The organism is Halanaerobiales bacterium (assembly GCA_035270125.1).
Classification (GTDB): Bacteria; Bacillota; Halanaerobiia; order Halanaerobiales; family DATFIM01; genus DATFIM01.
Window position 1 is genome coordinate 1 of the sequence record DATFIM010000122.1, and the last position, 16,838, is coordinate 16,838.

Below are 16,838 nucleotides of genomic sequence, written 5' to 3' on the forward strand. Positions count from 1 at the left end.
AAGGAAGAGCAAGAACAAGTTTACCTGGTGGTTGTAATATAGGTAATAGGCCTATTGACCTTCATTTAAAAGGTTTTAAAGCATTAGGTGCTGAGGTAGAGCTGGACCACGGGATAATTGAAGTTAAAGCTGATAAATTAGTAGGTGACAAAATTTATTTAGATTATCCCAGTGTAGGTGCAACTATTAATATTATGCTTGCTGCTACCAAAGCTGAAGGTAAAACTGTAATTGAAAATGCTGCTCGAGAACCGGAAATAGTTGATTTGGCTAACTATTTAACAGTTATGGGAGCCAAAATTAAAGGTGTTGGTACAGATGTAATCAAAATTGAAGGTGTTGACAGTCTTCATGGAGATGAACATCGGATAATTCCTGATAGAATAGAAGCTGGAACTTATATGATCGCAGCTGCTATTACTAAAGGAGATGTTTTTGTAAATAATGTGCTTACTGAACATGTTAAACCACTTATTGCAAAATTACATGAAATGAATGTGGATATTGAAGAAGAAATTGCAGGTGTAAGAGTTAGTACTGACAAAGAACTTGAAGCAGTAGATGTTAAAACTTTACCTTATCCAGGTTTTCCTACTGATATGCAATCACAGATGATGGTCCTATTAACTCAGGCTAATGATAGTAGTTTGGTTATTGAAACAGTATTTGAAAATAGGTTTATGCATGTTGATGAATTAAAAAGAATGGGAGCCGATATAAAAATAGATGGACATAGTGCTTTAGTTAAACCTGGTGAATTAACCGGGGCAGAAGTAGCTGCAGCTGATTTAAGAGCAGGAGCAGCCCTTATTTTGGCAGGACTAGTTGCTGATGGTAAAACAGAAATCAGAGATATTTTTCATGTGGAAAGAGGCTATGAAAATATCAATACAAAACTTTCTGGTATAGGGGCTAACATTAGAAAAATTGATTAATATGAGGAAGTAATCTACTCCTGTTTTAGAGATAAATTACTAATCTCTAAACAGGAGTTTTCTTTATTAAAAACAAATTAAAATAAAAAGGCTAATGCAGGAATTGTTTGACCTGTCTAGAATTAAATATAATAAATGAAGAGGAGAATTAGGGGGTAAAATATATAATGTTTAATTTGTCGAAAAAAATCGGTATAGACCTAGGAACTGCTAATATACTTGTATATCAAAAAGGAAAAGGTATTGTTTTACAGGAACCTTCTGTCGTTGCTATGAGAAAAGGGAATAATGAAGTTTTAGCTGTAGGTAAAGAGGCAAGAAGAATGATTGGAAGGACACCTGGAGATATAATTGCGATAAGACCATTAAAAGATGGAGTTATTGCTGATTTTGAAGTTACTGAAGTATTATTAAAACATTTTATAAATAAAGTAGTTAAAAGAACTTTTTTCTTTAGACCAACAATTATGGTTTGTGTTCCAGCTGGAGTTACTGGAGTAGAAAAAAGAGCAGTAGAAGAAGCTGCAAATCAAGTTGGAGCTAAAAATACCTATCTTATAGAAGAACCTCTGGCAGCTGCCATTGGGGCAGGTTTGCCTATTGCAGAACCTAGTGGAAGTATGGTTATTGATATTGGTGGGGGAACTTCTGAAATAGCTGTTATTTCCTTAGGGGGAATAGTTGTTAGTGAATCCCTACGTTTGGGTGGAGATCGTTTTGATGAAGCTATGGTACGCTATGTTAGAGATAAATATAATTTAATCATTGGTGAAAATACTGCAGAAGAAATTAAAACAAGTATTGGTACTGCCTATCTTGAAGAAAATGAAGAATATGAAATTAGAGGCAGAGATATTATGTCAGGTTTACCTAAGACTTTTAAAATAACTTCTGAAGAAACTCTGGAAGCATTTGAAGAACCTATTACCGAAATAATACAGGCAGTCAGATCAGTATTAGAAAAAACACCTCCAGAATTATCTTCTGATATTATGGATAGAGGAATAATTATGACAGGTGGAGGTTCACTTCTTAAAGGCTTTCCTAAACTATTAAGTGAAGAAACTGATATTCCTGTTTTTCTAGCAGATGATCCTTTAACCTGTGTTGCCAAAGGAACAGGAGAAGCATTAGAAGAATTGGATCAACTTAAAGATGTACTTTTTTCCAGTTCAGGTACTTCCTATAATAAATAAAAAGAGATAGAATGGAAGGGATTTGGTAGTTTGCGCAAAAGAAAATATTTAATTATCATAATGATTGTTCTTTTGTTTTTTACTGTAAAAAGTTCTGCTGCAGATATTATGAGTCTTGATAAAATACATTCTGGAATGGAAGGTTCTGGTTATACAGTTTTTCAGGGAACAAAGGTAGAATCATTTCCGGTTAATATTATTAATGTTTTAGAAAACCAGGGTTTAAATCAAGATTTAATTCTGGTAAAAACTTCTGGAGAAAAAATGAAAGAAATAGGTGGAATAGCTGCTGGAATGAGTGGTAGTCCTGTTTATGTTGATGATAAAATAATTGGGGCTATAGCTTATAGCTGGGCAAATGGTAGTGGATTATATGCCTTAGTAACACCTATTGAAAGAATGTTGGATCTTCTACCAGAAGATAGTAATGAGGGTGAAAAATTAACTTCTCAGCTTAATAATTCAGAAATTAATTTAGGTGAAAAATTATCTAAAATAAATGCTCCTTTGATGGTTAGTGGTATGTCAGGTAGAGCTTTAGATAGATTGAAAAAAGATATGAGTGATTTTGATCTAAGAGTTGTTCCTGGTGGTGAGCAAAAACCTAGAAGTCAATCATCACGCAAAATCAAACCAGGAAGTGCTATTGCTGTTCAATTAGTAAAAGGAGATATAAATGTAAGTTCAATTGGAACTGTAACCTATATTGAAGACAATAAAATTATTGCCTTTGGTCATTCTTTTACTAATAGAGGACAGGTAAAATATCTTTTAAGTGAAGCTTATATTAATGCTACAATACCAAATGATCAGCAACCTTTTAAATTGGGGTCTACTATTGATAGAGCTTTAGGTACTATTAATAATGATCGTAATGCAGGAGTTTCAGGAGTAATGAGAGACTATCCAGAAATTATTCCTGTAAAAATACAGGTAAATGACAAAACTCGAAATAAAACTGATTTAATAGAAGTCCAGATTGTTAAAGATGAAAGATTATTTACATCTTTAACTACAGATATAGCTTTACAATCCATAGATAGTGTTCTTGATAGAATCGGAAAAGGGACAGCTAAGGTTGATTTTTCTATAATAGGAAGTGGATTACCGGAGTTTGAATTAAGTAGAACAAATACCTTTTACAGTAATAGTGATATAGCTGGTAGATCTTTGAGTGGTCTTTATCAGATTTTAGAATTAATTACAACTAATCCCTTTAAAAAAGTGGATATTATGAGTGTTAATCTAAATATTGATATTACTAAAAAAGATAATATAGCTTTTATAAAAGAGGTAAAAATATTAAATGAACATGTTTACCCTGGAGATAAAGTTGACATAGAAGCAACTATTCAGCCCTATCGAAAAGATGAATTCAAAAAAATATTTTCTTTAAAATTACCGGAAGATGTTGATCCCGGTATGAGTAATATTGTAGTTAATGGTGGTTTCACTGGCCAATCCTATCAGGGTACAGGTTATAATGAAAGTAATTATACTGCTGAAAATGGTGAAATGAAAGAAAATTCAATTCAGGGATATAAAAATTTAAGTGAGATGATAGATGCTTATTTGAGCACTCCAAAAAACAATGAAATAATAGTACAATTTTATCCTGGTTATAATCCACCACCTATGCCAATAAATGAAAAGCAAAATAATGAAAATCAGGGTGAAAATCAGGGTAATTTTGAAGATGGTGAAGAAGACCTGCCAGCAGAAGATAGAGAAGAAAAATCTATTGAGAATAAAGAAGAAAGTGCTGATGAATCCTCTGAAGCTGAAATAAAAGAACTTTATTCTACTGATTATGTGCTTGAAGGAAGTTTAAACCTTAATTTAGAAATAGAAAAGGAAAGTTCAGAAACAGAAACTAAATCTGAAATGACTGATACAGAAGAATAAAATTTCTGTTGATTTTAAGTTTCAGTTGGAGGAACTTTTATGGAAAAGAAATTCAGATGGAAAATAATATTAATTATATTTTTAATAATTATTGCAATTGCTTATACAGGTTATTTATATAAAAGTGATCTTATAGAAAACATAGAAGATGATTTAGTAGGTAGGATTGAGAAAAATTATGAAATAGAGATAAATTTTACCGAAGTTAAACTTTGGCCATTTAATCAATTGATTTTAGATGATTTAAAAATAAAAAAAGAGGATAAGACGATATTTTTGGCATCTGAATTAAAGATATATTATAATATTTTTGAAATTATTAAAGAGGGAAGGAACTTTGAGTTTAATAATCTGGAGGATTCTATAAATTATATAGAAGTTACTGAAGCTGATATAAATATAATTGATTTTAGTGATTTTCAGACTGAAGTAAATAAAGATAATGTAACTGAAAAAAGTAAGGATAATAGTCAGGACAGCTTTATACTCTCTCAGGAATTAAGAGAGGATCTTGCTGGCATTGAAATAAGCATCTTTAATTCTAATCTAAAAAGTGAAATAAATAATTATAATTTTAGTTTAGAAAAAATGGATGCTGAATTTGAATTTAAAGAAGATAAAATAGTTTTAAAAAATAAAAGTAATTTAAAAATAAATAATTTGAATATCAGGAATAATGAACTAAAAGATGTAGAATTTAATAATTTAGAATTACAGCTGGTTTTAGCTGCTAATAATGATTGGGAAATAAAACTTCATAGCAATTATTTTAATCTAACTCCTTTTGCAGAAACATTAGAAAAGAATGGATTTTTAGCAAATTTAAATGATAATATTAATATTACAGATATTAAAGGAAATCTTAAAGGCAGCCTGGAGATTAGGGGAAAAGAAGATAAAATTGAAAATTATAAAACTAAACTTGACTTAAAAAACTCGGCTGTATTTGTAAAAAGTAAAGATTTTTTTAATGAAAGCAAGCTAGAAAATATTAATGGAGAAATTTTATTATCATCTACTGAAAATAAGCTTATTTTAGATAAATTTAATTTTTCTTTGTATGAAAGTGATTATAGATTTACTGGATATTATAATTTTGATGATAATTCTATTAATGGTGATTTAGATTCATATAATTTTGTTTTAAAAGATATAGAAAAAGTTTTTACTGAAGTTAAAAGATATTCTCCTCGTGGTTCAGCCAGACTTTCTTTAGATATTAGTGGTGATCTTCGAGAACCAAAGGCTACTCTGGAGTTCTATTTAACTGAAGGGGAAATTGATAACCACAAAATATCTAATTTCAGAACAGAGGCTCGTTATAGAGATGGATTATTATATTTAGATCAGTTTGATATGTTAATAGATGAGCAAAATAATATTACGATTGATGGAATTTATAATCATTATCTAAAAGAATATAATTTTTCATTTAAAGGAAGAAAGATAAAAACTGAATTGATTAATAATTATTTAGAAAATGATAATTTAGCAATGATTAAAGGAAATTTAAATCTTGATTTTAATATTTCTGGAAAAGGTTTTAAAAGAGAAGATTTAAATATTCTAGGTGACCTAGAAATGAATTCTTCTGAATTCGGATCTTTATATAGTGATATCTGGTTTGGAAGACAAAGGTTGATTTTAGAAGAGGGATTCTGGAATTTAAATGATGACTATCTCAATTTTGCTGGAGAAATAAATTTAGCAAAAAATGAATTAGATTTAGATTTAGATGGGACAGAAATATCTCTTAAGGATCTGGAAAACAAATTGAGAAAAATTCAGGATAGAGAAATACCTGCCATAGAAGGTTTGATGACTTTTGAAGCTGAACTTAAAGGACAATTTTCTTCACCAGAATTAAGAGGTGATTTTCAGATTGGTAATAGTAAATATAGGGAATTTGAACTTGGTGATATTAAAGGTGATTTGAAATATAAAGAAGATAAATTATCTATTGAACAATTTGTATTAAATGATAATAAACATGAAATAAGAGGTTCAGCAAAAATAGATTTTGCAAAATCTAATCCTTATCTTGAAGCTGAACTTAATACTACTAATCTGGATTATAAATATATTAAGGAAAAAGCTGTGTATTTTGGAATGAGTAATCTGGAAGATATGGATATCCCGCTTTCGGGTAATATAAAAGCTGAATTAAAACTTAGTGGTGATTTTACTAACCCGCAGGTCAGTGGAAATATTAATTCTGCTGATACAAAAATTAATATAGCTGAAAAAGAAATTTCTACAGATAATATTTCGATGGTATTTAATTTAAATAAAAAACAAATTTTAGAAGTAGAAAATCTCGAAATTAAAAAAGGTGAAAGTCAATTAAATTTTGCTGGTACAATGTCAGAAGAGAATTATGATTTAAAATATAAAGGAGAAAATATAGATTTTACTGAATTAGGTTTAACTTCGTTTTTTGATATTAATTTAGCTACCAAAGCAAATTTTTCTGGAACTATTAAAGGTGATTTACAATCACCAGAAGTTGCCGGTGCTCTTAAGCTGGAAGATATTTTTTATGAACAAAACAAATTTGGAAATATTGAAGCAAATTACTTATACAGTGAAGGTGATCTAGAGTTAAGTAATACTTACTGGAGATTTGCTGATAGTCAGTTTGAGATTAATGGTAAAATAACTGATATTTTAAATAAAGCTGAACTTGATCTATTATTAAGTACAGAAAGAGGAGATATAGATAGAGTATTAAATATTTTTTCTCTGGACCCTGGATTTGAGATAGGTTATTTTCTGGAAGGGGAAGCAGAGATTAAGGGTGATTTTCAATCACCTTCTGCTAATTTAGATCTTGCAGCTTATAGTGTAGATTCAAGTGAAAGTATAATAAATATTAATGGTATTATAAATGATGAACTTAAACTTAATTTAATAGGTTCTAAGGTAAAACTAAATAAATTCATAAATATGGTAGATAGTAACCTTGAGTTAAAAGGTACTGCTGATTTTTATGGATTATTAAATGGTTCTCTTGAAAATTATAATCTGGATTTAACTACTAATATTGACCAGGCTTCTCTTGAAGGTTTTACCGCAAATAATATAAAAGGTTATTTAAACTATAGTAAAGGTTCTAATCTTAACATTCATCAAAATTTTAGTTTAGGTGGCCAGGGAAATATTTCTCTTGATGGTAAGATAAATCCGACTACTACGGATATGGATTTAGAGGTTATTAGTGAAAATATACCTTTAAAATTACTGGAAGGTACTATTAATTTGGCTTCTCAGGTAGAGGGTACTGCCAGTGGGCAATTTGCTATTAAAGGTAAATTTTCTGATCCTGAATTAAGTGGAGATCTTGATTTTTCCGGTAATGAAATGAATTTAAGTTTACCCCAAAAATTTAGTGATTATTCAGGAAAACTGAAATTAACTAATAATTATATAGAAATAGCAGAATTTGAGGCAAAATACGCAGATTCTGATTTTTCGATTAGTGGTAGAGTTTATCCCTTTGAAAATGAAAATTTCTGGGATTTAAATTTAAAAGGAAAAAATTTGCCTATAGACCATGGTTCCTTTAGTGGTCAATTCGATACTCAGGGAGTTCAGGTTATTGGATCTTTATTTGAACCGAGAATCGAAGGTGAATTGTTAACTCATGATTTTATAGCTTCCACACCTTTTAATTGGCCTACTTCAGAAGGGGAATCTTCTTTTGATCCACAGTTAGAATTAACTTTAAAACCAGGAAAAGAAGTATATTTTAGAAGTGGAAGAAATATTGATATTGCTGTTCAGGAAGGTGAACTAACTTTAATTCTTGAAGATGAATTTCAGATGGAAGGTCAATTAAGCTCCAGACAGGGTACTTTCGATTATTATAGTAATAAATTTTTGTTAGATAGAGCTACAGCCTCTTTTAGAAGGTTTGAAGGAGTTGTTCCTAATGTCCATGTAGCTGCTTCTACCCTGGTTGATGGGGTTAGGATAAATATAAGACTTGATGGACCTGCAGATAATATGATTGTCAGTTTTACTTCTCAGCCTGATTTAGAACAAAATGAAATAATGGCTTTATTAACTCAAAAAGGAGGAATTGCTGAGTTTATAAATAAAGAAGAGCTTGAAGAAGATGATATAGCAGAATTGGTAAGAAGAGAATTTATGAGAATTTTGCAGGGAACTTTTCAATTAAGTTTTATTTCAGATTTAGAAACAAGTCTTGAAGAAATGTTAAGACTTGATAGAATAGAAATTGATACTTATGAATTAGGGTGGAATGATGAAATTACAATTACTGCCGGCAAAAGTATTACAGATAAATTATATCTAGAATATAGAAATACAGTTGGGGTAGATGATATTGAAAATGAATTATCATTTAGCTATCCCTTAACTGATAAAACCAGACTGGAAGGTAGCTGGTATGGTGATAGTGAATTTAGTTTGAGTATTGATACTGTTATTGATTTTTAATAACAAACCTAAAATTTATGATAAAATTAAAGGAGGAAATTATGAAGAAATTAAGTATTGTTACAGCAATTTTTTTGATAGCTTTTCTGGTAACTGGTGGTCTGGCTGCAGCACAGGATCTTGATGAAAATATAACCAAGATAACATTTGAAGGAAATGAAAATGTTACAAGAGAAACAATTATGAAAGCAGTAGAAACAGAAGTTGGAGATGAATTTAATAGAGATAAATTACGTTCAGATATGCAGAGTATTATGGAATTAGGTTATTTTCAGGATATAACTGCTTCATTCAAAAATTATGAAGATGGACTTGAAGTAGTTTTTAAAGTTGTAGAAAATCCAATTATCAGTGAAATAAAAATCACAGGAAATGAAGTTTATTCTGAAACTCAAATTTTAAATATGACCGGTGTTAAACAGGGTGAAGTTCTTAATGTCAAGGATTTAAATGAAGGTTTAAAAGATTTACGCAATAAATATCAGGATGAAGGTTATATACTTGCAACTTATAAAAATGTAAATATTTCTGAAGATGGAATTCTTAGTCTTGATATTGATATAGGACATGTAAATGATGTTATCATTAAAGGAAATGAAAAAACTAAAGATTATGTAATTAGAAGACAGTTAGATATAGAAAAAGGTGATATATTAAAACTAAGTGATGTTCAGGATGCTTATCGTAATCTTTATAGATTACAGTATTTTAAAAATATCCAGCCTGATTTCAAAAGGGTTGAAGGTGAAGAAAATTTAGCCAATATAATTATAACTGTTGAAGAAGGTAAAACAGGTCAGTTTAACTTTGGTGCAGGTTATGGAACAGGTGGAGATTCAGGTGAAGGATCCTGGTTTGGTTATCTTAATTTAAAAGAAGAAAACTTACTGGGGAGAGGCCAGAGTTTAAGCTTTGATACCAGAATTGGAAATACTACTACTTATTCTTTAAGTTTTCAGGAACCTTGGTTACTTGGTACAGAAAATTCATTTGGAATAAGTATTTATAATCAAAAAACTGATGGTAAAGAAAATAATGAAGGTGAAGAATATAATGAAACAAGACAAGGTGGCAGTCTTTCTCTAGGTAGACCTCTTACTGAAATGTGGGATGGTAATGTTAAATATAGACTTGAACAAACTGAATATGATTGGGCAGATGAAAATAAAACAGATGAGTCAAATAGAACCAGTAGTATTACTTTTAAAGTAGATAGAGATACAAGTAATCATCCCTTTAATCCAGATGATGGTGCAATTGATATTTTCACCTTAGAAACAGCAGGTGGAATACTTCAGGGAGATAATCAGTATCAGAAATTAAGTGCTGATCTAAGAAGATATTATCCAGGATTTAGAGATGAGCATGCCTGGGCTTTAAGAGGAAAAATAGGACTTGGTTTTGATCAAATACCTCTATCAGATAAATATTATGTAGGTGGAGCTAATACAGTTCGCGGTTATGATGAAAGTGTTAGTGGAGATGATATGCTTTTAGTAAATGCTGAATACCGTTTTCCAGTTGTAGATAGAATTACTGGAGTTGTTTTTCTTGATAGTGGAAATGCCTGGGAAAAAGATGCAGAAGTTAAAATAGATGATATGAGAAGTTCTATTGGTCTAGGGGCCAGGATGAATACTCCTTTAGGACAGATAAGACTTGATTATGGATTTACTGAAACTGGTGATGGTAAATTTCACTTTAGTATAGGTAATACATTTTAGTAAATAAATAGTAATAAATATTATATTAAAGTTAATAACTTCAGGAGGGTTAATTTTATGAGAAGAAAGAAGAAATTTTTATGGGTTTTAGTAATTGCAGCTGTAATTATTACAGCAACTGCTTATTATACCCCATTTACCAGTTTAGCCAGTGATAATAGTCTGGAAGGTGAGATTGCTTATGTTGATATTCAAAGGATTTTTGAATTACATCCAGATAAAGCGGAAGCTGAAAAGGAATTAAATAAAGCAGCACAAATGATGCAATCAGAATTAGAAGAAAAAGTTACTGAGTTAAATCAGGAAGAACAACAGGAATTGCTTAGTGAATATCAAAGTGAATTATCCCAAAAAGAACAAAAGCTGATTCAGAATGTTCTGGCAGAAATCGAAAATGCAATTAAAAAGGTAGCTGAGCAAAAAAAGGTTAAATTAGTGCTTGATAAAAGAAATGTCATTTATGGTGGCTATGATATGACTGAAGATGTTATAAATTATATAGAAGAACAGAGAAGTAAAAATAATAATGATGAGAATTCTAATCAAGAAAAATCAGGTGAATAAATTTATTTGTTAAAGGAGGTGAGGAGTTGCTAAAAAAGCTATTAATAGTTTTTTTGTTGATAATAATTATTTTAGCTGCTTCAGTGTTCTATGTTTATCTAAATGGTTTAGCTTCTCCTCATCCTGATCAAAAAAAGACAGTCAATCTTTCTTTTAGAGATTTTGAAAATGAAATTAAAAGCTGGGTGGATAGTCTTGAAGATAATAAAGATGAGATTTTTGCTACTCAGAAATCTATTATAAAAAAACAACAAAAGATTGTTAGTGAAAACAAAGAGAAAATAGATGAGAATATTGAAAAAGCTTTGAAGAGATTAGAAAAAGATTTTGAAGAAAAAATAACCCAAAAAGAAAAAGAATTAAATAAGGAATTAGAAAATTATATAATCCAAAAAGAAGAAGAATATAAAGCAAAAGCAACTGTGCTTAGAGAAGAGTATTCAAAAAAACTTGATGAAAAAGCTGAAAGATTAAGAGATGACAAACAAAAAGAAGTTGAAGAAAAAATAGATGAAATTTCTAAAAGTTATCATAATCAAATTTTAAATATACGTCTTAAATTAGAAGTTCTTGAATTAAGCAAATCTGGCAAAACAGAATTAGAAAATAATTTAGATAAAATAATGGAAGAAAGAGAAAGAAGAAAAGAAGAAGCCAGAAAAAATTTAGAAGATAAGTTAAATGAAGAAATAACAGCAGAAGAAAAGAAAATAAATAAAGAATTTCAGAATAAATTAAGTCAATTTGAGACTGAAATCAATCAGGAGATTGAAGATAAAAAAGAGGAATTAAATAATGTACTTAGAGGTTATAAAAATCGTCAGGAAGATCTTCTTAGCAATAAGTTAAAAGAAAAAAGAATTGTATTAAATAAAATAGGGAATAATTTTTTAGAACAACAGCAAAAAATAATAGATAAGGCTAAAAGAGATTTATATAAAATAGGAGATATTGAGAAAATTGAGTTAGATAGTTTAGGGGGAGAAGAAGAATGAATATAGGGATAAAAAAAATAGCTGTTTTTTCCATTATTTTAGCTTTTAGTTTTCTTTTAGTAAGCTGTAGTTTTCAGGAAGAAACAAAAATTGGGGTCATGAGTATGAATCAAGTTTTAAATGAGAGTCAAAGAGCTCAGGAATTACAAACTGAATTAGAAAATTTTAGTAATAAAGAAGAAAATTTCGAAGTTAGAAAAGAAGAGTTAGAAGAAAAATTAAATAATGAATTAAATACGGTTTTGGGAGAAATAAGTGAAGAAAAGGAACTTGATATTATATTATATAAAGATAAAAGCTATTATGGAGGTATTGATATAACTTCAGAAGTAGTGGAAATAATTGATGAAAAGTATTATGAGCAAAATGATGGTGCTGAGAATGGAGAATAAAAAAGAGTTTACTGCTTATGAACTGATGAAAATTGTTGATGGTGAACTTTGTGGGGATTCTGAAAAAAAAATAACAGGAGTTAGTTCAGTTGAAAATCCAGTAAAAAACACAATTGTATTTGCTGAAAATGAAGAATATCTTAAAAAAGCGGAAAAATTAAATGCTGATTTAGTAATAACTAATAAAAATTTTGATGCTGAATTAGACTTATTAAAAGTAAATAATCCAAGACTTGCTTATGCAAAGATTTCAACACTTTTTTCTGATAAGCCTTTTCCAGAGGAAGGTAAAGCTTCCAATGCTGCAATAGCTGATAATGTAAAAATGGGCAGGAATGTTTTTATCGGTGAAAATGCTGTTATCTCTGATAATGTTATTTTAGAAGATGGAGTAAAAATTGGAGCCGGGGTCTATATTGGTCAAAATGTAAGAATAGGAGAAAATTCTATTATTTATCCTAATTCAGTTATAGAAAATGATTCTATCCTGAAAGATAAAGTAATAATTCATAGTGGTAGTATTATTGGAGCAGATGGTTTTGGTTATGTTCAGGATGGAGAAAAACAACAAAAGATTGCACAAAATGGTTCAGTATTAATAGAAAGTAAAGTTGAAATTGGAGCTAATACTACAATTGATAGAGGTACAAATAAAGCAACTTTCATTGGAAAAGGAACTAAAATTGACAATTTAGTACAGATCGGTCATAATGTAGAAATAGGAGAAAATTGTTTGATTGTGGCCCAGGTTGGTATTGCAGGATCAGTTAAAATTGGAGATAATGTTACAATTGCCGGACAGGCAGGAGTTGTTGATCATACAAGTATAGCTAAAGATAGTATTATTGCTGCTAAGAGTCTGGTGACAAAGGATTTAAAATCAGGTGAATTTTATTCTGGTAATCCTGCTCAAAAACACAATCAGGAGCTTAGAAAAGAGGTTGCAGTAAGAAAAACTCCAAAATTACTAAAAAAGGTAAAGAAATTAGAAAAAGAGATAAATAAAATAAAAAAGGAGATGGATAATTAATGAAAAAGTTGATATATGTTTCAATGGCTTTAGTATTAATTTTAACAGCTGTTAATGGTATCGGAGAAGCTTCCTTAAGTGATAATTTAGTTCTGGTTCCTGAAGCCAGTCTTGTTGAAAAAACAGGAGAGATAAGTGGAGATTTAATTTTAGATGAAGGCTTAGGTAATGGAAAGGTATCTGGTGCTTTTAAATTAACTCCCTGGTTGGAAGCTGGAGTAGTAGTTAGTGAAGGAACTAGAAGCTCAGAACTTAGATTTGATCCTTTAGTTAAAGCTATTATAATTAATGAATATAATTATGGTCTTGACCTGGCAGCAGGTTTAAGAGGTGAAGATCTCTATATTACTGGTGCTAAAACTCTGGATTATGGTCTGCGAGGTCATTTTGGAGTAGGAAATGGTGGATTTGATGGTATTTTTCTTGGGTTAACTAAAGTGTTAAACACTAATGATATTGAAATAACTGAGGAAGAAGAGGAAAATAATAATGCTCTTTCTTCTTTACCTCCAGTTAAAGCTTCTATAGAGTTTATGGATGGAAGATTTAATATAGGTTTTCGCTCCAATATTACTAATGAACTTAAAGCTGAACTTTCAGTCTTAAATCTTAATAGACTAAAAGCAGGTTTAAGTTATAGTTTTTAAACCAGTTAAGAAATAAAATTATTTGGCCCCTCTGACTGGAGGGGTTCAAATAATTAACGAAGGGGTAAGTAAAGGTGAATTTACAATTTTTTTACCTTATAGATATCTATTTATTTAAACAGGTTATTAAACCATATATTATAGGAGTAACAATTATAACAATAATTATGTTAAGTAACTTTTTGTTTCAATTAACTGACCTGATTATTGTTAAAAATATTCCTGTTTTAAAAGTTGTAGAATTGCTTTTTTATCAATTACCTGATATTATTGTCCAGACTTTTCCAATGGCTGTCTTATTTGCAATTATGACCGGCCTGGGAACTCTTAGCCGCCAGAATGAATTTACTGCTCTCAGAATGGGTGGAGTAAGTGTATATAGGCTAATAATTCCTCTGGTAGTTTTTGGGATTCTGGTAAGTGGTTTTACTTTTTATCTCAATGAAAAAGTTGTTCCCTGGTCAAATCATAAGGCTAATAATATTATTAGAGGATCTATTTTAAGTGAGGCCTCTCCTGAAATTAGAGAAAATGTTTTTTTTGAAGGACCTGACAGCAGACATTTTTATGTCAGGGAATATAATAGAGATAAAAACCTTTTAAAAAATATAATTATTTACAATCTGGATTCCAGTAATAATTACCCCCAGATAGTAACTGCAAATGAGGGAGAAATTGGAGAAAAGATTTGGGAATTGAGAAATGGAAATATTTTTGATTATGATCAAGAGGGTTTTCTTAGAGTAGAAACTAAGTTTGATAAAATGGAAATAGAAATTGCTGAAGATGTACAAAACTTTTTTGGTGAACAGAGGACCCCCTCTGAGATGAGTAGACAGGAATTAAGAAAAGAAATAGAGTTATTTCAGGATAGTGGGATAAATGTAGATTCACTTCTTGTAGAATATCATCTTAAATTGGCTATGGCTTTTACTCCTCTTATTTTTGTTTTGATAGGGGCTCCACTTAGTTTGGTAAATAACGAGAGTAGAACCATGAATATTATAATAACAATTATAACCATATTTGCCTATTATCTAATTTTATCATTATCACGTTCTTTTGCTAAAAATGGAGTATTGAATCCCCTATTAGCTGCCTGGATACCGAATACTGTTTTTACTCTTCTTGGGATTGTATTCCTTATTTACCAGGAAAAATGGCAGAATTTCGTTGTCAATGTTATTCCTCGTATTTTCAGCAATGTTTAATTGTAATTAATAGATAGTTGAGATAGATAGGAAGGAGTGTTTATAGTGAGAGTGAAAAATTACTCTGGAGTTAAAATGATGGTTTTAATGATGGCCCTGGGGATGATGCTTGTCGGCTTTGCGGCAGGTGTTCATGCACAGGAAGAGGATAGTGAAAAATCAACTATTCATATTAAGGCTGGAGAACTTAATAATAAAGAAGGATTAATACTTTTAAGTGGTGGATTAACTATTGTTAAAGATGATATTAATCTTAAATCTCCAGAAGGTGAATTTGATGATGAGGAAAATAAGATTATCCTTACTAATGGTGTAGATATGGATTATGCAGATGGCCAAATAACTTCTCAGAAAATGACAGGCTATTTTGATAGAGATGATTTTATTTTTGAAAATAATGTTAAGATGAATTATAATCCTCAGGAGGAAAATGAAGAAGGAGAAAAGAAAAAATTCACTCTCGAGTCTACCAAACTTGATATAAATTCTGAAACCCAATCTTTTACTGCAGAAAATAATGTTACAATTGATTATGATCAAAAAATCATAAAAGGGAATAAGGCAGAATATGATGGTGAAAATGAAATTTTAGTAGTCACTGAAGATGTATATATTCGTGAAGAAAATGGTGACTGGATAAGAAGTGATAGAGCTGAATTTGACCTCTCTACTGGAGAAGAAAACTTTAAAGCAACAGGTAATGTAGAAATAGAGATAACTCTTGATTAGCAATATTAATTTTAAAGTTTAATATTTGCAAAATAGCAGTGTTAGTGATATAGTTTTAGTTGATGTTAATTTTCTATTAGACTTAGACTGGGCTATAATTGTAAGTAAGAAGGAGATGAGTTTTTTTGTACAGTAGTGATGACAATCAAAAGACAATAAAGAATAAAGTTGAATATTCGGGGACAGCACTTCACAGTGGGGAAGAAAGTAATATAAAATTAATACCTGCTGAAGCTGATACAGGTATTGTTTTTAGAAGAGTAGATATAGATGGTAATCCTGAGATAAAAGCAGATCCCTGGAATGTTGTTTCTACTAAAAGATGTACAAGTATTGGAGAAAAAGAAAAAAAAGTTGAGATTCATACTATAGAGCATATAATGGCTGCTATCTGGGCTTTAGAGATCGATAATTTGATTATTGAAATTGATGGCCCGGAAACTCCAGTTGGAGATGGAAGCAGTTATCCTTTTGTAAAAATAATGCAAAAAGCCGGGAGTAAAGAGCTTACACAAAAACGTAAGATTTGGACTGTTAAAGATCCAATCTGGCTAAGAAGAGGTAAAATGTATATGACTTTACTTCCTTATGATGGATTTAAAATAAGTTATACACTTGATTATAACAATGAAGTATTGGGTACTCAATTTCGTGAATTTGACCTTAAAAAAGACTCTTTTATTGATGAAATTTCTCGAGCCAGAACTTTTGGTTTTGAAAAAGAAATTGAAGCTTTACATAAAAGAGGACTTGCTCTTGGTGGAAGCCTGGAAAATGCAGTTTTGATTGGTGAAAAAGAAACTGTGAATGAGGTTCGCTATAAAGATGAATTTGTAAGACATAAAATTTTAGATGTTATTGGGGATATGGCTTTAAATGGATTTATAAAAGGACATATTGTAACTGTTCGTTCAGGCCACTCATTACATGTAGAATTAGCACAGGAAATTAGTAAAATTTTGAAAGAACAGGAGGATAAAAGAGATGTTTGATATAGATGAAATAAAAAATGTTTTACCTCATCGTTATCCACTTCTTTTAGTTGATAG

At 30.1% G+C, this 16,838-nt stretch carries 13 protein-coding genes; all 13 read left to right on the top strand.

Translation table 11 applies throughout. From position 1 onward, the window contains the following. Positions 1 to 935 (top strand): UDP-N-acetylglucosamine 1-carboxyvinyltransferase (murA, locus tag VJ881_06280; GenBank protein ID HKL75656.1); only part of this gene is annotated, 935 nt, incomplete at its 5' end. 167 nt (positions 936 to 1,102) lie between these two features. Next, positions 1,103 to 2,131 (top strand): rod shape-determining protein, encoded by a 1,029-nt coding sequence (locus VJ881_06285; protein HKL75657.1) that lies wholly within the window; start codon positions 1,103 to 1,105, stop codon positions 2,129 to 2,131. A gap of 30 nt (positions 2,132 to 2,161) precedes the next feature. Then, entirely contained in the window at positions 2,162 to 4,036 is a 1,875-nt protein-coding gene (locus VJ881_06290) for a SpoIVB peptidase S55 domain-containing protein (protein ID HKL75658.1), read from the top strand. 39 nt (positions 4,037 to 4,075) lie between these two features. Then, complete coding sequence (locus tag VJ881_06295) at positions 4,076 to 8,497, top strand: translocation/assembly module TamB domain-containing protein (protein ID HKL75659.1); 4,422 nt, start codon at positions 4,076 to 4,078, stop codon at positions 8,495 to 8,497. A 41-nt stretch (positions 8,498 to 8,538) separates the two neighbouring features. After that, the gene (locus VJ881_06300; protein HKL75660.1) at positions 8,539 to 10,221 is read left to right on the top strand and encodes a BamA/TamA family outer membrane protein; all 1,683 of its coding nucleotides are present in this window, start codon (positions 8,539 to 8,541) and stop codon (positions 10,219 to 10,221) included. Between the two features lie 57 nt (positions 10,222 to 10,278). Continuing rightward, on the top strand, positions 10,279 to 10,785 hold the full coding sequence (locus tag VJ881_06305; protein HKL75661.1) for an OmpH family outer membrane protein: 507 nt from the start codon (positions 10,279 to 10,281) through the stop codon (positions 10,783 to 10,785). Between the two features lie 26 nt (positions 10,786 to 10,811). Beyond that, positions 10,812 to 11,780: a hypothetical protein gene (locus VJ881_06310; GenBank protein HKL75662.1), complete on the top strand. Its 969-nt coding sequence runs from the start codon at positions 10,812 to 10,814 to the stop codon at positions 11,778 to 11,780. After that, positions 11,777 to 12,172 (top strand): hypothetical protein, encoded by a 396-nt coding sequence (locus tag VJ881_06315; protein ID HKL75663.1) that lies wholly within the window; start codon positions 11,777 to 11,779, stop codon positions 12,170 to 12,172. The genes VJ881_06310 and VJ881_06315 overlap by 4 nt, the downstream gene beginning before the upstream one ends. Further along, positions 12,162 to 13,202, top strand: a complete 1,041-nt coding sequence (gene lpxD / locus VJ881_06320; GenBank protein HKL75664.1) for a UDP-3-O-(3-hydroxymyristoyl)glucosamine N-acyltransferase — start codon at positions 12,162 to 12,164, stop codon at positions 13,200 to 13,202. Before VJ881_06315 ends, lpxD begins: the two co-directional genes overlap by 11 nt. Further along, the gene (locus tag VJ881_06325) at positions 13,202 to 13,849 is read left to right on the top strand and encodes a hypothetical protein (GenBank protein HKL75665.1); all 648 of its coding nucleotides are present in this window, start codon (positions 13,202 to 13,204) and stop codon (positions 13,847 to 13,849) included. Before lpxD ends, VJ881_06325 begins: the two co-directional genes overlap by 1 nt. A 74-nt stretch (positions 13,850 to 13,923) precedes the next feature. Then, positions 13,924 to 15,060, top strand: a complete 1,137-nt coding sequence (locus tag VJ881_06330) for an LptF/LptG family permease (GenBank protein HKL75666.1) — start codon at positions 13,924 to 13,926, stop codon at positions 15,058 to 15,060. 45 nt (positions 15,061 to 15,105) lie between these two features. Beyond that, the gene (gene lptC / locus VJ881_06335; GenBank protein HKL75667.1) at positions 15,106 to 15,789 is read left to right on the top strand and encodes an LPS export ABC transporter periplasmic protein LptC; all 684 of its coding nucleotides are present in this window, start codon (positions 15,106 to 15,108) and stop codon (positions 15,787 to 15,789) included. Positions 15,790 to 15,914: 125 nt separating this feature from the next. Beyond that, the gene (gene lpxC / locus VJ881_06340; protein ID HKL75668.1) at positions 15,915 to 16,781 is read left to right on the top strand and encodes a UDP-3-O-acyl-N-acetylglucosamine deacetylase; all 867 of its coding nucleotides are present in this window, start codon (positions 15,915 to 15,917) and stop codon (positions 16,779 to 16,781) included. The last annotated feature ends 57 nt before the right edge of the window (positions 16,782 to 16,838 follow it).